Annotated in this window: 11 protein-coding genes; 5 read left to right on the forward strand and 6 right to left on the reverse strand. The window is 73.9% G+C overall.

What is annotated here, in order from left to right; genetic code table 11:
• Nucleotides 1-174: 174 nt before the first annotated feature.
• The 3 genes from ACMXGY_RS14560 to ACMXGY_RS14570 form a co-directional block, all read right to left on the reverse strand.
• The gene (locus tag ACMXGY_RS14560) at nucleotides 175-2,295 is read right to left on the reverse strand and encodes a PhoX family protein (protein WP_483773700.1); all 2,121 of its coding nucleotides are present in this window, start codon (nucleotides 2,293-2,295) and stop codon (nucleotides 175-177) included.
• A gap of 172 nt (nucleotides 2,296-2,467) precedes the next feature.
• On the reverse strand, nucleotides 2,468-3,499 hold the full coding sequence (locus ACMXGY_RS14565) for an electron transfer flavoprotein subunit alpha/FixB family protein (RefSeq protein ID WP_483773701.1): 1,032 nt from the start codon (nucleotides 3,497-3,499) through the stop codon (nucleotides 2,468-2,470).
• 14 nt (nucleotides 3,500-3,513) lie between these two features.
• The gene (locus tag ACMXGY_RS14570) at nucleotides 3,514-4,329 is read right to left on the reverse strand and encodes an electron transfer flavoprotein subunit beta/FixA family protein (protein WP_483773702.1); all 816 of its coding nucleotides are present in this window, start codon (nucleotides 4,327-4,329) and stop codon (nucleotides 3,514-3,516) included.
• Nucleotides 4,330-4,501: 172 nt separating this feature from the next.
• On the opposite strand from ACMXGY_RS14570, the gene glgX reads away from it, so the two are divergent.
• The 3 genes from glgX to ACMXGY_RS14585 all read left to right on the forward strand — a co-directional run bounded on the left by glgX (nucleotide 4,502) and on the right by ACMXGY_RS14585 (nucleotide 9,901).
• Nucleotides 4,502-6,775 (forward strand): glycogen debranching protein GlgX, encoded by a 2,274-nt coding sequence (gene glgX / locus ACMXGY_RS14575; RefSeq protein ID WP_483776871.1) that lies wholly within the window; start codon nucleotides 4,502-4,504, stop codon nucleotides 6,773-6,775.
• 61 nt (nucleotides 6,776-6,836) lie between these two features.
• Nucleotides 6,837-8,591 carry an FAD-binding dehydrogenase gene (locus tag ACMXGY_RS14580; protein WP_483773703.1) on the forward strand — a complete coding sequence of 585 codons (1,755 nt, stop codon included), beginning with the start codon at nucleotides 6,837-6,839 and terminating at the stop codon, nucleotides 8,589-8,591.
• A 50-nt stretch (nucleotides 8,592-8,641) separates the two neighbouring features.
• Nucleotides 8,642-9,901, forward strand: a complete 1,260-nt coding sequence (locus ACMXGY_RS14585; protein ID WP_483773704.1) for a hypothetical protein — start codon at nucleotides 8,642-8,644, stop codon at nucleotides 9,899-9,901.
• A gap of 148 nt (nucleotides 9,902-10,049) precedes the next feature.
• Here ACMXGY_RS14585 and ACMXGY_RS14590 read toward each other — a convergent pair whose 3' ends face one another.
• Both ACMXGY_RS14590 and glgP read right to left on the reverse strand, forming a co-directional pair.
• On the reverse strand, nucleotides 10,050-11,099 hold the full coding sequence (locus ACMXGY_RS14590; RefSeq protein ID WP_483773705.1) for a DUF559 domain-containing protein: 1,050 nt from the start codon (nucleotides 11,097-11,099) through the stop codon (nucleotides 10,050-10,052).
• A 279-nt stretch (nucleotides 11,100-11,378) separates the two neighbouring features.
• A complete protein-coding gene (gene glgP / locus ACMXGY_RS14595; protein WP_483773706.1) occupies nucleotides 11,379-13,979 on the reverse strand; it encodes an alpha-glucan family phosphorylase in 2,601 nt (866 codons plus the stop codon).
• A gap of 227 nt (nucleotides 13,980-14,206) precedes the next feature.
• On the opposite strand from glgP, the gene ACMXGY_RS14600 reads away from it, so the two are divergent.
• Nucleotides 14,207-16,288: an alpha-1,4-glucan--maltose-1-phosphate maltosyltransferase gene (locus ACMXGY_RS14600; protein ID WP_483773707.1), complete on the forward strand. Its 2,082-nt coding sequence runs from the start codon at nucleotides 14,207-14,209 to the stop codon at nucleotides 16,286-16,288.
• A gap of 83 nt (nucleotides 16,289-16,371) precedes the next feature.
• Entirely contained in the window at nucleotides 16,372-18,096 is a 1,725-nt protein-coding gene (gene treS / locus ACMXGY_RS14605; protein WP_483776872.1) for a maltose alpha-D-glucosyltransferase, read from the forward strand.
• Here the strand turns inward: treS and ACMXGY_RS14610 are convergent, their stop codons facing one another.
• Complete coding sequence (locus ACMXGY_RS14610; protein WP_483773708.1) at nucleotides 18,097-18,255, reverse strand: hypothetical protein; 159 nt, start codon at nucleotides 18,253-18,255, stop codon at nucleotides 18,097-18,099.
• Nucleotides 18,256-18,263: the final 8 nt, after the last annotated feature.

The following is an 18,263-nucleotide window of genomic DNA, read 5'->3' on the forward strand; positions in this document are numbered from 1 at the left end:
CAGAGCCGCGCTCCCAGAACCCACGCCCGGCAGACCAGGGTGACGGCGCGGCAGCCCCGAGCGCCGAGCCCACCCCCACCGCGGACCCGACCCCGTGGGCCTGAAACCCAGGCCACACCCACGACGGGCCCACCTCCCGCGGTTCGCGTCCGCGGGAGGTGGGCCCGTACCGGGTCAGTCCTTCCAGACCTGCACGACCGAGGGGCGCGGGCCGGCGAAGGCGCCCGGCGGGACCGGCGCGCCCGGCGTGAGGTAGTCGGGGAAGAACGACGCCTGCGCGTCGAACGACCCGTCCTCCCCCGGGTGCTGCACTGCGACGTACACCATGCGGTCCTCGGAGTCGACGACCGGTCCGCACGTCTCGCCGCCGCGCGGCACGGAGAGGAACTGCTGGACCCGACCGCGCTCGCGGCCCTCCAGGGTCACCTTGAAGAGGCCGTCGCACTTCTGGATCGTGCCCGGCTGGCCGTCGGTCGAGATCCAGAGGTTGCCCTCGGCGTCGAACGCGAGGTTGTCGGGGCACGAGATCGGCGACACCTTGTCGCGGGGGTAGCCCGAGAAGTAGGTCGACCCGTTCGTGGCGGGGTCGCCCGCGACGAGCAGCAGGTTCCACCGGAAGGTGAGCGACGCGGCGTCGTCGCCGTCCTCGACGATCTCCACGACGTGGCCGTCGCGGTTGGTGTTGCGCGGGTTGGGCTCCGTCGCCGCCTCGCTGGCACCGGGGCCGCGCGAGGTGTTGTTCGTGCACGCGACGTAGACGCGGCCCGTGACGGGGTTCGGCTCGACGTCCTCGGGGCGGTCCATCTTCGTCGCGCCCTTCTTGTCCGCCGCGACGCGGGTGTAGACGAGCACCTCCTCGACGCTCATGCCCTCGACCTCGCTGCGCCCGTCCACGACGAGCGGGACCCACTCGCCGAGGCCGTCGAACGCGCCGTCGGACGGGACCGCACCGGACCCGTCGATCTCGGCCGCCGGCGAGTCGCCCCGGAAGCGCGCGACGTAGAGCGAGCCCTCGGTGAGCAGGGTCTTGTTGTGGCGGCGCGCGCCCTCGCTGTTCCCCTGGCGCATGGTGCGCGAGGAGACGAACTTGTAGACGTAGTCGAAACGCTCGTCGTCGCCCATGTAGGCGACCGCGTGGCCGCGGCGCGAGAGGATCACGTTCGCGCCCTCGTGCTTGAACCGGCCGAGCGCGGTGTGCTTCACGGGCGCCTCGTCGGGAGCGTACGGGTCGATCTCCACGATCCAGCCGAAGCGGTTCGGCTCGTTCTCGTAGCCCGCGTTGCGCGCGTCGAAGCGCGGGTCGTCGAGCTCCCAGCCGTAGCCGGTCGCGGCGTCGCGCAGGCCGTAGCGCGCGTCGTGCCCCGCACCCGACGTGCGGAAGTACCCGTGGAAGTTCTCCTCGCCGGACAGCACGGTGCCCCACGGGGTCGTGCCGCCCGCGCAGTTGTTGAGCGTGCCGAGCACGCGCGTGCCGGTCGGGTCGGCGACGGTCGTGGTGAGCGCCGAGCCCGCCGCGGGCCCGGTGAGGCGGAACTCCGTGGTCATGTGCACGCGGCGGTTGTACGGGCTGTCCGCGACGTAGTCCCACGGGGTCCCGGTGCGGCGTCGGCGCACCTCGACGACGGACATCCCGTGCGCGGCGCGCTCGATCGCGCGGCGCGTCGCGGCGTCGTAGGACGCGTCGAACATGATCGCCGGGTTGGTGTACTCGTGGTTGGCCACGAGCAGGCCGCGCGTCCCCCGGCCGCGGCCCTTGCCGCGCCCGCCCCCGCCGTGCTGCCGCTCGAACGGCAGGATGTCGAGGTAGTCGTTGTTGTAGCCGAACTGCAGCGCCTGCTGCTCGGGCGACTGCGCCGCGACGTCGAACGGCCGGCCGCCGGGCAGGATGGGGTCGCCCCAGCGGACCACCGGGCGCCACCGGTAGCCCTCGGGCACCACGAGCGCGTCGCGCGCCGCCGGCTGGGGCGAGATGGCTCCGAAAGACAGACCCTTCTCGGGGCGACCGCTGCCCCAGCCGCCGTGCCCGGCCACGCCCTGGGCGGCGGCGGGGGCGGCACCGACGGTCTGCGCGCCGAGCACGACGGCGGCCGCACCGACCGCGAGCCCGCCGAGCATCGTCCGGCGCGAGACGCCGGCGACGACGTCGCGGAAGGTCTCGTTGTCGCTCGAGTTCGGGGCCGGGTGCGCGCACGCGTCGGCGCACTTCAGCCGGCAGGTGACAGGACTGCGCTTGCCGCGCGCGTGCGACGCGAAGGACAGGAGCTGGCGGTGCTCGGGGGCAGGCGTGATCGTCATCGGTCGTCTCCACGGGTCGGGGGGCTCCCCGTCCACGGGGAGTCGGACCGACGCTAGGAACGATCCGTGACGGGAGAGCCACCTCCGGGGGGACGGCGGGTGAACTCTTGGAACCCGCTGTGCGTCCGTCGAACCCGTGGCCTCACCTTCCGGCGTGCGAGACCGACGACCGCTACCCCTGCGACGCGCGGTGCTCGCGCAGGACCTCGGCAGCCTGCGGCAGCACGTCCGCGAGGTCGCCCACGACCGCGAAGTCCGAGATCTCGAACAGCGGGCACTCCGGGTCGTTGTTCACCGCGACGATCACCTGCGACGCCTGCATGCCGCCCCGGTGGTGGGGAGCGCCGGAGACGCCCGCGCCGATGTACAGGCGCGGCGCGACGGTCACGCCCGTCTGGCCGACGAACTGGTCGTGCCACCCCTCGTAGACCGCGTCGCGGGTCGCGCCGACGGCGGCGCCGAGCGCGTCCGCGAGCTCCATCACGGGCCCGAAGTCGCCGTTCGTGCCGCGACCGCCGGCCACGACGACCGCCGCCTCGCCGAGCGCGGGACGGCCAGCCCCGGCGGACTCGTCGACCGTCCGCGACGCGACGCGCGCGGCGGTCGCCGCGGGCGAGAGCTCGACGCGCAGCGCGGCGACCTCGGTCGCGACGGCGGCGTCCGCGGGCTGCGGCACGACCGAGTTGGCGCGCACCGTGAGCACGGCCGGATCCGTGACGATCTCGCTGCGCACCTCCCACGAGCCCGCGAAGACGCGCTTGTCCGCCACGAGGTGCGTGCCGCCGTCGTGCAGGGCGGACGCGTCGACCACGAGCCCGGCCTCGGTGAGGAACGCGAGCCGTGCGGCAGCCTCCTTGTTCGGGAAGGACGACGTGAGGAGCACGGCGTCGGCGTCGGACGCCCGCGTCGCGGCCGTCAGCACCTCGGCCACGACCGGGGTCAGGTGCAGGGCGTCACCGGTCACGACCTCGCCGCCCGACGAGGGCTCCGCCTGCCGCACGAGCGCGACCCCGTACGCGCCGAGCTGCGCCAGCACGTCCACGCTCGGCGCCTCGAGCGCCACGACCTCGACGCGTCCGAGAGCGCGGCCGATCGTGAGGAGCTCGAGCACCGGCGAGCGCAGCTCGGTGTCGGGGGTGTCGAGGAGGACGAGGACCGTGCGCGTACCGCCAGCCGGGTTCTCGGTGGAGTCGGTGGTGCTCATGATCAGGACGCCTCTCAGACCAGGTCGTTGCGGATGAGGTACTCGGCGAGGGCGCGCCCGCCCTCGCCCTTGTCGACGACGATCTCGGCCTCGGGTCGCGGCGGTCGCGGCGACGCGTCGAGCACGCGGGTGCGGGCACCGGCGTCGCCGACGAGCGCCGGGTCGACGTCGAGGTCGGCGAGGCTCCACGCCTCCACCGGGCGCTGGCGCGCCGCCATGATGAGCTTGAAGTTCGGCATGCGCGGGTCGTTCGCGTGGTCGGTCACGGACACGACGGCGGGCAGCGACGCCTCGAGGACCTCCTCGACGCCGTCGAGCTCGCGCGTGACGCGGGCCGTGCGCGCACCGGGCTCGCCCTCGACCTCGAGCCGGCCCGCGAGCGTCAGCTGCGGCAGGTCGAGCTCGGCGGACAGCAGCGCGGGGACGACCGAGCCGAGGCCGTCGAGCGCGGCCATGCCGGTGACGACGAGGTCGACCGGCGCCTCGGCGGCGAGGCGCCGCACGGCCGCGGCGAGCACGCGCGCGGTGCCGAAGTAGTCGGAGCCCGCGATCGCGTCGTCGCTCACGCGCACCCCGCGGTCGGCCCCGAGCTGGTAGGAGCGGCGGACCGCGCCGTCGGCGTCCGGTCCGGCGACCGTGAGCACCACGACCTCGCTCGTCTCGCGCTCGGCATCGGGGAGGGCCTCCTTGAGCCGCAGCGCCGCCTCGACCGCGTTCTCGTCGAGCTCGTTGAGCGTGCCCTCGTCGGCACGGCGGACGACGCGTCCGTCCTCGAAGCCACGGTCGGCATGGATGTCCGGGACGTACTTCACGGCGACGACGATCCGCATCGACTGCTCTCCCTGTGCGCTGGGCGATCGGCCGGAGAGGTTCCCGGCCCGCTCCGCCGAAGCCTACCGGCGGCCGTCGTGACAGGCCGGTGACACCCGCCACAATGGACACGTGCACGCCCCGCCTCCCACCCCCGCGCCCGCCCGGGCAGCCGCCGTCGCGCCCGGAACCGTGGACCGGCACGCACCGGTCCCGCCGCTGGGCGTCCACCTGGTGGGCGACGGCGTGGACGTCGCCGTGCTCGCGGCGCACGCCGATGCCGTCGAGCTGTGCCTCGTCGACGTCGTGGACGAGGCGTTCCCCCTGCGCCACCCGGGCCGTTACCGGGAACGGCGCGTCCCGCTCGCCGGACCCGCGTTCGGTGTCTGGAGTGCGCACGTACCCGGCGTGCGGGCCGGGCAGCGCTACGGGTTCCGCGTGCACGGCGCGTGGGACCCCGCGGCCGGGCTGCGGCACAACCCCGCCAAGCTGCTCGTCGATCCCTACGCGCGCGGCCTCGCCGGGGACCTCGCCGACGAGGCCGCGATCCACGGGCAGGTCGGCGACGACCCGTACGGGCCGCCCGACAGCCGCGACTCGCTGCCGTTCGTCCCGCACTCGGTCGTGGTCGCGCGCCCGACCGGTCCGCTCGCCCCCCGCCCGCGCGTCCCGTGGCGCGACACGGTGGTCTACGAGGCGCACGTGCGCGGGCTCACGCAGCGGCTCGAGGCGCTGCCCGAACGCCTGCGCGGCACGTACGCGGGCGTCGCGCACCCGGCCACGATCGAGCACCTGCGCGCGCTCGGGGTCACCACGATCGAGCTGCTGCCGGTCCACGCGAACGTGCCCGAACCGCACCTGCTCGCGAGCGGCCGCACGAACTACTGGGGCTACTCGACGCTCGGGTTCTTCGCCCCGCACGCCGCGTACGCGACGCGCGACGCCCAGGAGGCCGGGCCGGCTGCCGTGCTCGACGAGGTGCGCGGGATGGTGCACCTGCTGCACGAGGCGGGGATCGAGGTGCTGCTCGACGTCGTCCACAACCACACGTGCGAGGGCGGTGCCGACGGGTACCACCTGTCGTGGCGCGGGCTCGACAACGCCGGCTACTACCTGCACGACGGCGGCTCGCCCGCCCGCCTCGCCGACGTCACCGGGACGGGCAACTCGCTCGACTTCCGCCGCCCTGCCGTCGTGCGCGCGGCGCTGGACTCGCTGCGGTACTGGGCCGAGGTCGTGGGTGTCGACGGGTTCCGCTTCGACCTCGCCGTGACGCTCGGCCGCGGTGCGGACGGGTTCGACCCCGACCACCCGTTCCTCGTCGCCCTGCAGACCGACCCGGTGCTGTGCGGGCTCAAGCTCGTCGCGGAGCCGTGGGACGTCGGTCCGGGCGGGTGGCGCACGGGCCAGTTCCCGCCGCCGCTCGCCGAGTGGAACGACCGCTTCCGCGACGCCGTGCGCCAGTTCTGGCTCTCCGACGCGCGCGAGGCCTCCCACGGGCGGCGCGGCCACGGCGTGCGCGACCTCGCGACCCGGCTCGCGGGGTCGGCCGACCTGTTCGGGCACTCCGACCCGCCGCTCCTGCGCGGGCCCGTCGCCTCGGTGAGCTACGTGACCGCGCACGACGGCTTCACCCTCGCCGACCTCGTCGCGTACGACCACAAGCACAACCTCGCGAACGGCGAGGACAACCGCGACGGGACGGACGACAACCGGTCGTGGAACCACGGTCTCGAGGGTCCGGTCGCGGCGCCGGACGCGCGGGCGGACGGCGGCTCCGGTGCCGGGCTCGACGCGCTCGGGCTCGGCGTCGAGATCGCCCCGCTGCGCCGCCGGTCGATCCGCAACCTCCTCGCGACGCTCGTCCTCGCCGCCGGCACCCCCATGCTCACCGCGGGCGACGAGATGGGCCGCACGCAGCGCGGCAACAACAACGCCTACGTGCAGGACGACGAGACGTCGTGGGTGTCGTGGGACCTCTCGCCGTGGCGCAAGGACCTCCTCGCGACGACCCGCCACCTGCTCGCCCTGCGGCGCGAGCACGCGGCCCTGCGTGCCGACACGTTCTTCACCGGCCGCCCGCGCCCGGGCGCCGCCCCGCTCGGCGCGCCGCTCGGCGCGCCCGACCTCGTGTGGTTCGACGCCGCCGGCGAGCTCCTCGAGCACGCGGCGTGGCACGACCCGGCCGTGCGCACGCTGCAGATGCTGCGCACCGCGCCCGGCCCGGGAGACGCGGACGTGCTCCTCGTGCTCGCCGGGTCGCTCGACCCCGTGGACGTCACGCTCCCGGGCGTGCGCGACGTCGGGGGTGGCGAGCCGGAGCGCTGGGACCTCGCATGGGACTCGGACTGGGAGCACCCCGAGGACCGGGACCGCACGAACGGCGACGGCACCGCCCGCGCGGGCGACGTCGTCGGGCTCGAGGCCCTGAGCCTGCGGGTCTACGTCTCTGCCCCACCGAGGTAGAACCCTGGTCGGTGGTACGGCAGGGGTGGGGGTGGCGCGCCGGGTGCTCTACTCTTCCCGCATGAGTGACAGCGCGGTCGCCTCCCCCGTCAGCCTCCCTGCGACCGACGACCCGGACGTGATCGTGGTCGGTGCCGGGCTCGCCGGACTCGTCGCGGCGACCGAGCTCACTGCGGCAGGCCGCCGCGTCGTGCTGCTCGACCAGGAGCCGGCCGCGAGCCTGGGCGGCCAGGCGTGGTGGTCTTTCGGCGGTCTGTTCCTCGTCGGCTCGCCCGAGCAGAAGCGGATGGGCGTGACCGACTCGGCGGAGCTCGCGTTCGACGACTGGCTCGGGTCGGCGCAGTTCGCCCCTGGCGCGGACCGCGGCGAAGGCCCGGACCGCCACGGGTACGCGTGGGCCCGCGGGTTCGTCGACTTCGCCGCCGGCGAGATGCGGGAGTGGCTGCACGACAAGGGCGTGCGGTGGTTCCCGCTCGTGCAGTGGGCCGAGCGCGGCGGTTACCCCGTGCGCTCGGGCGCCGACGGGAGCGCGGCGGGCGCGCACGGCAACTCCGTGCCGCGCTTCCACGTCACGTGGGGCACCGGCCCGGCGGTCCTCGAGCCGTTCGTCAGGGCGGCGCTCGACGCCCGCGCCGCCGGGCTGCTCGACCTGCGGTTCCGGCACCGGGTCACGTCGCTCGTCGTGACCGACGGCGCGGTGACGGGCGTGCGCGCCGAGGTTCTCGCGCCCTCGGACGCCGAGCGTGGCGCGCCCTCCTCGCGCGACGTCGTCGGCGAGGTCGAGATCGCCGCGAGCGCCGTCGTCGTGACCTCGGGCGGGATCGGCGCGAACCACGCGCTCGTGCGCTCCCGCTGGCCGCAGGCCGCCGGGCGCCTGCCAGCACGCATGCTCTCCGGCGTGCCGGACTCGACCGACGGGCTCATGATCACCGTCGCCGCCGACGCCGGGGCCGCGCTCGTGCACGAGGACCGCATGTGGCACTACCCCGAGGGGATCGCCAACCACTCCCCCGTGTGGACCGACCACGGCATCCGCATCCTGCCCGGCCCGAGCTCGCTGTGGCTCGACGCCGACGGCAACCGCCTGCCCGCGCCGCTGTTCCCGGGGTTCGACGCGCTCGGCGCGCTCCAGCACGTCACCGAGCGTGGCGACGACCACTCCTGGTTCGTGCTCAACAAGGCGATCATGGAGTCCGAGTTCGCGCTGTCCGGCTCCGAGCAGAACCCCGACCTCACCGGCAAGGACGTGCGGCTGCTCGCGCAGCGCGTGCTGCCCCGCGCCGTCGGGCCGGTGGCCCGGTTCGCCGAGCAGTCGCCCGAGTTCGTCTGGGCCGACACACCCGAGGAGCTCGCCGCGGGGATGAACGCGCTGACCGACGCGACGCCGGGCTCGCGCGGGCACGTCGACGCCCAGGCGCTCGCCCGGGTCGTGCGCCTGCGCGACGAGCAGGTCACCACGGGCCTCGGCAAGGACCCGCAGGTCGTCGCGACGGCGATGGCGAGGCGCTACCGCGTCGACCGGCTCATCCGCGTCTCGCCGCCGCGCCCGCTGACCACCCCGAAGGACGGGCCGCTGCTCGCCGTCCGGCTCTCGGTGCTGACCCGCAAGACGCTCGGCGGCCTGTGGACCGACACGTCCGCGCGCGTGCTGCGCCAGGACGGGTCGGTGCTCCCCGGCCTCTGGGCCGCGGGCGAGGCCGCGGGGTTCGGCGGCGGCGGCATGCACGGCCACCGCGCGCTCGAGGGCACGTTCCTCGGCGGCTGCCTGTACTCCGGACGGGTCGCCGGCCGGTCGCTCGCGGCCGAGCTCGGCTGACCGGCTCGGTTCAGCCGTACGCCAGAGCGTGACCGGTAGGGTCACCGGGCATGAGCGTGCACGACGACGCGTCCCGACCCGCGCCGCCCGACCCCGTGCTGGGCGTGGGATCGACCGAGCACGAGGACCCGGCCCGGTCGCGCGTCGTCGAACCCCCCGGCGCGGACCCGGAGGCCTCGCCGCCCGACGTCGCCGAGTGCGAGCGCATCTTCCGCCGCAACGGGCTCCCGCTCCTGGTCGAGGGCCATTCCGTCGACCGCGACGTGTTCGGGCGGTCGGCGCCGTTCCTGCTCGTCGTCCTGCTCGCCGAGCTGAGCGGCGCCATCCGGTCCGGCTGGCCGGCCTGGGCCAACGCGCTCGCGCTCCTGGGAGGCGCCGCCATCGTCGCGGCCGCGTACGCGGGTCTCAACGTGCTGCGCGGGCGCCCGTGGTCGACCCTCCCTCAGTCGGTCGGCGTGCCCGAGCTCGCGTTCTTCGTCCTCGTTCCGGCGTTGCTGCCGCTGGTGTTCGGCGGGCAGTGGGGGGACGCGCTGCTCACGGTCGTGGGCAACCTGGTCCTGCTGGGCCTGGTGCGCGTCGTCGTCGGGTACGGCGTGCTGTCGTCGCTGTGGTGGGGGCTCGCGCGCGTCGTCGACGAGCTCGGCGCGTCGCTCCTGCGCCTCGTCCGGCTGCTGCCGCTGCTGCTCGTGTTCTCCCTCGTGCTGTTCTACAACGCCGAGGTGTGGCAGGTGTTCGACCGCACGCACGGCGTCGCGGACCTCGTGCTCGGGGCGTTCTTCGCGCTGCTCGTCGTCGTGTTCGTCGGGCTGCGCGTCCCCGGCGAGGCACGCGAGGCGCTCGCCGAGACGTCCGCCGCGATGCCGGAGCACGCGCGGGCCGCCGTCTTCACACGACGGCAGCAGGCGAACCTCGCCGCGATGATCGCGACGAGCCAGCTCCTCCAGGTGCTCGTCGTGAGCCTCGGCATGGGGCTGTTCTTCATGGCCCTCGGCACGCTCACCGTGACGCCCGAGATCATGGCGCTGTGGGACGTCGACGGCGGCACCTGGGAACGGACGCTCTCCCTCGCCGGCGGGGGCGGTGTCGGTGGGGCGGACCTCGTGGTCACGCAGACGCTGCTGCGCGTGTCCGTGGCGATCGCGACGTTCACCGGTCTCTACTACGCGATCTCCGTCCAGGTCGACGCCGTCTACCGCGAGGAGTTCGTCGACGGCATCCAGACCCAGCTGGCCGACGTCGTCCGCACCCGCTCCCGGTACCTCGCCCTCCTCGACACGGCACCCGAGCACGACAGGTCTCCGGCGAGGTAGAACCGCAGTCCGCCGAGGTAGAACGCTGGTTCCCCGAGGGAGAACCGTGGTCTTCTGAGTTGCAGGTCCGGTGACCGACCAGAGTTCTACCACGGCCGACCAGAGTTCTACCTCGGCCGACCGGAGTTCTACCTCGGTGACCAGGGTCCTACCTCGGCACCGGTGCGGTCCTCCGGGACGCCAGGCGTCGGAGCGCGAGCCGGCGCGCCTCCGCGAGGCGGCACCCGACCCCGACCGGGTCGCCGAGGTCGTCCCAGGTGAACCGCACGACCGTCCAGCCCGCGGCGACGAGAGCCGCCTCGCGGACGTCCTGCGCGCGGCGCGTGGCGGCCGGGTCCCCGTACGCCCCGCCGGAGTACTTCACGGCGCCGTCGAACTCGATCGCGACGCGCGCGTCGACCCACGCGAGATCGAGGACGTACCGGCCGCGGGCCGTAGGAACCGGAACCTGCGGTCGGGGCATCGGCATCCCGCCCAGTGCCGCGGCCAGGCGGACCAGGGTCTCGCCCGGCGACTCCGACGCCGGGTCAGCGAGCTCCAGGGCCCGACGAGCGCGGACCACGCCGCGCTTGCCGCGTGACTCCTCGAGGATCTGCTCGACGACCTGCCGGTCCGCGCCAAGACGCAGCGCCGAGTCCACGACGACGAGGCTGCGCTCGAGGGGCAGCGAGCGGGCGCAGTCGACGACCGTGCGCTCGAGGCTCGTCACCGGAACGCCGTCGAGGTGTGCGCGGTCGCGATGCGGGAGGTCGGTCCAGTGCCGCCGGACGGTCGAGTCACGCTCACGCTCGACCCGCGGGTTCGCGAGCTGGGTGGTCTGCACGAACGGCGGCAGCCGCCAGGTCCAGCATCCCCAGAGCAGCGCTGCCGTGTCGTGGCTCACCCAGAACGGCGTGCTGAAGCTCTCGACGACGCCGCGCACCTGGGCGAGCAACCACTGCTCACGAGCCTGGGCGGCCGTGTGCGGGGAGGGGAGGTAGACGCCGCGGCGTACTCGCACGAGCTCCCCGTCGCGCGCGCGAGCCGACAGCTCGGCGCGACGGCGGCGGTCGTACGGGACGGCCGCCGGGACCCCGCGCGGGCCCGTGGTGTCCGCCGTGTAGCGGCCCGGGGGTCGGGACGACCAGGCGACCGGGCGCCTGCGAGGACTGGGGACGTCGAGCGACATCGACTCGGAGACGTGCGGTGACTCGTTCATCGCACCAGCGTGGCGCGAACGAGAATGCTCCGGGACGGGAACTCCAAATCTGTGGAAACCGCGGGGTGACTGTCACCGGGCGCGGCGACGTCATCGGGTGCGCTACCGTGCAGACGACCCGGGCGGCGAGGTGGAGACCGGTCCGTGACCAGGGCTCCACCTCGCCTGACCGGAGTACTACCTCGCCGCCCGGAGTACTACTTCGGCGGACCAGGGTTCTACCTCGGCAGACCGGGGTTCTACCTCGGCAGACCGCGTCCGCCCGGCGAGTCCCCGCCGTCAGGCGTTGGCGACGAGGCCCAGCTCGGCGACGCTCGGGAGGCCGTCGTGCTTCGGGACGACGCGGACCGTGTACCCGAACGGGCCGGACGACTCGAGCACGACGTCGCCGGCGAACGCGTGGCGCCCGGCCTCGTAGGACTCGGCGAGCGCGAGCGGCTCGGCCGTGAACTCCTCGATGACGTCCGCCTCGGTGACGCGACCGTGCACGACCTGCACCTCGACGTCCTGCGGCCGCAGGTCGCCGAGGGACACGTACGCGCGCACGGTGAGCCGGTCCCCGACCTGCGGTACCTCACCGATGCCGGACGAGTCGACGTGGTCGACGCGCACGCGCGACCAGCCGGACCGCACGGACTGCTTCCAGTGCGCGAGCTCGCGTGCGGGGGCGAGGCCGTCGGCCGCGAGCGCCCGACCGGCCGCTGCGGCGGGGGCGTAGAGGCGCGTGACGTACTCGCCGACCATGCGCGTCGCCTGGACCTTCGGGCCGAGCGTCGCGAGCGTGTGCCGCACCATCGCGAGCCAGCGGCTCGGCACGCCGGCCGCGTCCCGGTCGTAGAAGCGCGGCGCGACCTGCTGCTCGACGAGGTCGTACAGGGCCGACGCCTCGAGGTCGTCGCGGCGGTCGGGGTCCTCGACGCCGTCGGCGGTGGGGATGGCCCAGCCGTTCTCGCCGTCGAACCACTCGTCCCACCAGCCGTCGAGGATCGACAGGTTGAGACCGCCGTTGAGCGCGGACTTCATGCCCGACGTCCCCGAGGCCTCGAGGGGCCGCAGGGGGTTGTTGAGCCAGACGTCGCAGCCCGGGTAGAGCGACTGCGCCATGGCGATGTCGTAGTTCGGCAGGAAGACGATGCGGTGGCGGACCTCGGGGTCGTCGGTGAACCGCACGAGCTGCTGGATGAGGCGCTTGCCCTGGTCGTCCGCTGGGTGCGACTTGCCGGCGACGATCAGCTGGACGGGTCGCTCGGGGTGCAGGAGGAGCGCCTTGAGCCGATCGGGGTCGCGCAGCATGAGCGTGAGCCGCTTGTACGTCGGGACGCGCCGTGCGAAGCCGATCGTGAGCACGTCGGGCGAGAGCACGTCGTCGACCCAGCCGAGCTCGGCGGGCGTCGCGCCGCGCTCGCGCCAGGACTTGCGCACGCGGCGGCGCGCCTCGTCGACGAGGCGGCCGCGCATCTCGCGGCGCATCGCCCACAGCTCTCCGTCGCTCACGCCGCCTTCCGCGTCGCCGCGCAGCCAGCCCGACGACGCGCCGTCCGCGGTGAGCTCGTCGAGCCCGAGCCGCTCGGACTCGAGAGCCGCGAACGCGGGGTCGACCCACGTGGGCGAGTGCACGCCGTTCGTCACCGACGTGATGGGGACCTCGCGCGCGTCGAACCCGGGCCACAGCCCCTCGAACATGCCGCGCGAGACCTGCCCGTGCAGGAGCGAGACGCCGTTCGCGCGGCCACCCATGCGCAGGCCCATGACGGCCATGTTGAAGACCGTCGGGTCGCCGCCGTCGTAGTCCTCGGCGCCGAGGTCGAGCACGCGCTCGACCGGCAGGCCGTCGACCGCCATGTCGCCGCCGAAGTACTGCGTGACGAGGTCGCGGCCGAAGCGGTCGATCCCCGCGGGGACGGGCGTGTGCGTCGTGAAGACGGTCGCCGCGCGCACCGCCTCGAGCGCCTCGTCGAACGTGAGCCCCCGCTCGACCAGTTCGCGGATCCGCTCGACGCCGAGGAACCCGGCGTGGCCCTCGTTGGTGTGGTAGACCTCGGGCTCCGGCGCGCCGGTGAGCCGCGACCACAGGCGCAGCGCGCGCACGCCGCCGACGCCGAGCAGCAGCTCCTGCTGCAGGCGGTGCTCGCCGCCGCCGCCGTACAGGCGGTCGGTCACCTTGCGCGCGGCCTCGTCGTTGCCGGGCACGTTCGAGTCGAGCAGCAGCAACGGCACACGCCCGACGGCGGCGACCCAGACGTGCGCGTGCAGCGTGCGGCCGCCGGGCAGGGCGAGCGAGACGCGCGCGGGCGTGCCGTCGTCCTCGCGCAGGAGCGTCAGCGGCAGACCGTCCGGGTCGAGCAGCGGGTACGTCTCGACCTGCCAGCCGTCGCGCGTGAGGGACTGCTTGAAGTACCCGGCCCCGTACAGGAGCCCGACGCCGACGATCGGGACGCCGAGGTCGCTCGCGCTCTTGAGGTGGTCGCCGGCGAGGATGCCGAGGCCGCCCGAGTACTGCGGGAGGACCGACGTGATGCCGAACTCGGGCGAGAAGTACGCGATCGCGGCGGGCAGCGCGCCGTCGGACCCCTGCTCGGCAGCCTGCTGCTGGTACCACAGCGGGTCCTCGAGGTAGTGGCGCAGGTCCGCGGCGGCACCGCGCACGCGCTCGACGAACGCGGCGTCGGCCGCGAGCTCGGCCAGCCTGTCCGGCCCGAGCGCCCCGAGCAGCGCGACGGGGTCGCCGTGCACGGTCGCCCAGGTCGCGGGGTCGATGCCCGCGAACAGGTCCCGCGAGGGGGCATGCCAGGACCAGCGCAGGTTGTGGGCCAGCTCGTCCAGGTCGCGCAGCGCGGCGGGCAGCAGGGTGCGGACGGTGAACCGTCGGATCGCTCTCACGGGGACGAGACTACGCAGCCTCGCGCCGCAGCACACCCTCGCCGTGTCACCCGGGCGTAACGCTTGCATGAACTTTCACGCGGCACGCGCCCCCAGCGGCGCGAGGGCACCCCGGGCTCGCCCGGCACCCTCCCCAGGTGCCCACCCCCCGTGTGCCTCGATACGTTGTGCGTGTGACGTCGACCCCACCGGCCCGCGCGCCGCGCCACTCCGCTTCTCCGCCCCCCGTGTCCATCGTCCCCGCCGCAGCGCTTCCCTCCCCCGCGCCCGCGGCCCCGATCGGCCGCATCCCCGTCCTCGAGGTCTCGCCCGTGGTCGAGGGCGGTCGCTGGCCGGCCAAGGCGGTCGTCGGGGAGATGGTCCCGGTCGAGGCGACCGTCTTCCGCGAGGGGCACGACGCCGTCGCCGCCACGGCGGTGCTGGTCGCCCCGGACGGGGCCGAGCGGACGGCACGCATGGTCGACGTCGCGCCGGGCCTCGACCGGTTCCGCGCCACGCTCCACCCGGACGCGCTCGGCGACTGGTCGCTGCGGGTCGAGGCGTGGAGCGACCCGTACGGGACGTGGGCGCACGACGCGACGGTCAAGATCGAGGCGGGCGTCGACGTCGACCTCATGCTGGCCGAGGGGGTGCTGCTCCTCGAGCGCGTCCTGGCCGACGCCGTCCCGCTCCCCGGCCCGGACGGCACGCCGGGCGTCCGCTCGCCCGAGGACGCGCACGTGCTCGCCGACGCCCTCGCGGCCCTGCGCGACCCGGGCCGACCCGCGCAGGCCCGGCTCGCCGCGGCGACGTCGCCCGAGGTGCGCGAGGTCCTGGACCGCGCCCCGCTGCGCGACCACGTGACCGCGTCGGCCACGTACGACCTCCGGGTCGAGCGCCCGCTGGCGCTCGCGGGCGCGTGGTACGAGATGTTCCCGCGCTCCGAGGGCGCGCGGCGCCTCAAGGACGGGCGCTGGCGGTCGGGCACGTTCACCTCCGCGGCCCGGCGGCTGCCGGCCATCGCGGCGATGGGCTTCGACGTCGTCTACCTCACGCCGGTCCACCCCATCGGCACGACCCACCGCAAGGGGCGCAACAACTCCCTCACGGCGCTGCCGGGCGACCCGGGCAGCCCGTACGCCATCGGCTCGAAGGACGGCGGGCACGACGCGATCCACCCCGAGCTCGGCAGCGACCGCACGTTCCGCGCGTTCGTCAAGGAGGCCCGGCGCAACGGGCTCGAGGTCGCGATCGACCTCGCGCTCCAGTGCTCGCCCGACCACCCCTGGGTCGCCGAGCACCCCGAGTGGTTCACGACGCGCGCCGACGGCTCGATCGCCTACGCGGAGAACCCGCCGAAGAAGTACCAGGACATCTACCCCCTGAACTTCGACAACGACCCCGAGGGGATCTACGCCGAGGTGCTGCGGGTCGTGCGCGTGTGGATCGATCGCGGCGTCACGGCGTTCCGCGTCGACAACCCGCACACCAAGCCGCTCGACTTCTGGGAGTGGCTGCTCGCCGAGGTCCGGCGCACCCACCCGGAGGTGATCTTCCTGTCGGAGGCGTTCACCAAGCCGGCGATGATGCACACGCTCGCACGCATCGGGTTCCACCAGTCGTACACCTACTTCACGTGGCGCAACACGCGCGAGGAGCTGGCCGAGTACCTCGAGGAGGTGTCGGGCGAGGGCGCCGCGTACATGCGCCCGAGCTTCTGGCCGACGACCCACGACATCCTCCCGCCGTACCTGCAGCACGGCGGGGTGGCCGGGTTCGCGGTCCGCGCGGTGCTCGCCGCCCTCGGCTCGCCGACCTGGGGGATCTACTCGGGCTACGAGCTCGTCGAGAACGTGCCGCGGCCGGGGGTCGAGGAGCAGATCGACAACGAGAAGTACGAGTACAAGCCGCGCGACTGGGCGCTCGCGGAGGACATCGGCATCTCGACGCTGCTCACGCGCCTCAACGAGATCCGCGGCGACCACCCCGCGCTGCGGCAGCTGCGGAACCTCACCGTGCATCCCACGACGAACGACCAGGTGCTCGCGTTCTCGCGCCATCTCCCGGCGGAGCACTCGCCCACGGGCGTCGCGGACACCGTCGTCGTGGTCGTCAACCTCGACCCGCACTCCCCCCAGGAGTCGAACGTGCACCTCGACCTCGAGACGCTCGGCCTGCCACCGCTCGCCGACGGCCAGGACCCGTGGTCGCCGTCGTTCGTCGCGCACGACGAGCTCAGCGGCGAGAGCTACGGCTGGGGCCAGGACGTGTACGTGCGGCTCGAGCCGATGCGCCAGGTCGCGCACGTCGTCCACGTGAGGCCGTCGTGACGTTCCCGCGCGAGGCCGCCCCCGGGCAGGTCCCTCCCGTACCGGTCCGGGGCCCGGCGGCCGGTCCCGCGCCCGTCCCACCGATCACGGCGCCGGTACCGATCACGGCGCTCCCGCCACGACGCCAGCCCGTGGCGCCCGCCGACACCCGTCCGGGCCTCTCGGACGACCCCGACTGGTACCGCACGGCCGTGTTCTACGAGGTCATCGTGCGCGCGTTCTCCGACGCCGACGGGAGCGGCTCGGGCGACCTCCGCGGGCTCATCGCGCGCCTCGACTACCTCCAGTGGCTGGGGATCGACGCGCTGTGGCTGCCGCCGTTCTTCCCGTCCCCCCTGCGCGACGGCGGCTACGACGTGTCCGACTACACCGCGATCGCGCCGCAGTACGGCTCGACGTCCGACTTCGCCGAGCTCGTGAGCGAGGCCCACGCGCGCGGCATGCGCGTCGTCATCGACCTCGTCATGAACCACACGAGCGACCAGCACCCGTGGTTCCAGGCCTCGCGAGCCGACCCGGAGGGCCCGTACGGGGACTTCTACGTGTGGAGCGACGACGACTCGCGCTACCAGGACGCGCGCATCATCTTCGTCGACACGGAGTCCTCGAACTGGACGTTCGACCCCGTGCGACGGCAGTTCTTCTGGCACCGGTTCTTCTCGCACCAGCCCGACCTCAACTTCGAGAACCCACGCGTCGCGGACGCGATGCTCGACGTCGCGCGGTTCTGGCTGCAGCTCGGCGTCGACGGGTTCCGGCTCGACGCGGTGCCGTACCTCTACGAGGCCGAGGGCACGAACTGCGAGAACCTGCCCGAGACCCACGCCTTCCTGCGGCGCGTGCGGCGCATGGTCGACACGGAGTTCCCTGGCCGGATCCTGCTCGCCGAGGCGAACCAGTGGCCGCGTGAGGTCGTCGACTACTTCGGCACCGAGGACGAGCCCGAGTGCCACATGTGCTTCCACTTCCCCGTGATGCCGCGTGTGTTCTACGCGATCCGGGACCAGCGGGCGAACCAGATCCTCGAGATCCTCGCCGACACGCCCCCCATCCCGCCGGGCGCCCAGTGGAGCACGTTCCTGCGCAACCACGACGAGCTGACGCTCGAGATGGTCTCCACCGAGGAGCGCGCGTCGATGTACGGGTGGTACGCGCCCGACCCGCGCATGCGCGCGAACGTGGGCATCCGCCGTCGGCTCGCTCCCCTGCTCGACAACTCGCGCAAGGAGGTCGAGCTCGCCCACGCGCTGCTCCTGTCGCTGCCCGGCAGCCCGTGCCTGTACTACGGCGACGAGATCGGCATGGGCGACAACATCTGGCTGCCCGACCGCGACGCCGTCCGCACGCCCATGCAGTGGACGCCGGACCGCAACGCCGGGTTCTCGACCGCCGACCCCGGCAAGGTCTACCTGCCGCTCGTCCAGTCGCTCGTGCACCACTACGGCTACGTCAACGTCGAGGCGCAGCTCGAGCAGTCCACCTCGCTGCTGCACTGGGTGCACGGGATGCTCAAGGTGCGGCGGCGGCACCCCGCGTTCGGCACCGGTGACTTCGTGCCGCTCGAGTGCGACAACGAGTCCATCCTCGCGTTCCTGCGCCGCACGCCGGACGAGACGATCCTGTGCGTCGCGAACCTCTCCGCGACGGCGCGCTCGGCGTCGGTGACGGTGCCCGGTCTCGCGGGCGCGACGCTCACCGACGTGTTCGGCGGCGCACACTTCCCCGCGGTCGGCGACGACGAGCGCGTGGTCATGACCTGGGGGTCGCGCGACTTCTACTGGTTGTCGGTCGGCGCGCCGGGCGCCTGATCATCCCGTCGCCCGGTCCGGCAGGAACATCTCGGTCTTCGTGACGATGCCCGCCCTCTCGCCGCACACCACGCACGTGAACCAGTGCACGACCGAGACGATGTGGCTCAACGGCACCATCTCCTCCGAGAGCTCGACCTCGACGTGCTCGCACTCCATGATCTCGA

Source organism: Cellulosimicrobium sp. G4 BAM 1002, assembly GCF_057126935.1.

Coding starts and splice junctions, on each gene's coding strand:
- ACMXGY_RS14560 (WP_483773700.1), bottom strand. CDS start 2,295: ATGACGATCACGCCTGCCCCCGAGCACCGCCAGCTCCTGTCCTTCGCG.
- ACMXGY_RS14565 (WP_483773701.1), bottom strand. CDS start 3,499: ATGAGCACCACCGACTCCACCGAGAACCCGGCTGGCGGTACGCGCACG.
- ACMXGY_RS14570 (WP_483773702.1), bottom strand. CDS start 4,329: ATGCGGATCGTCGTCGCCGTGAAGTACGTCCCGGACATCCATGCCGAC.
- ACMXGY_RS14580 (WP_483773703.1), top strand. CDS start 6,837: ATGAGTGACAGCGCGGTCGCCTCCCCCGTCAGCCTCCCTGCGACCGAC.
- ACMXGY_RS14585 (WP_483773704.1), top strand. CDS start 8,642: ATGAGCGTGCACGACGACGCGTCCCGACCCGCGCCGCCCGACCCCGTG.
- ACMXGY_RS14590 (WP_483773705.1), bottom strand. CDS start 11,099: ATGAACGAGTCACCGCACGTCTCCGAGTCGATGTCGCTCGACGTCCCC.
- ACMXGY_RS14610 (WP_483773708.1), bottom strand. CDS start 18,255: ATGGAGTGCGAGCACGTCGAGGTCGAGCTCTCGGAGGAGATGGTGCCG.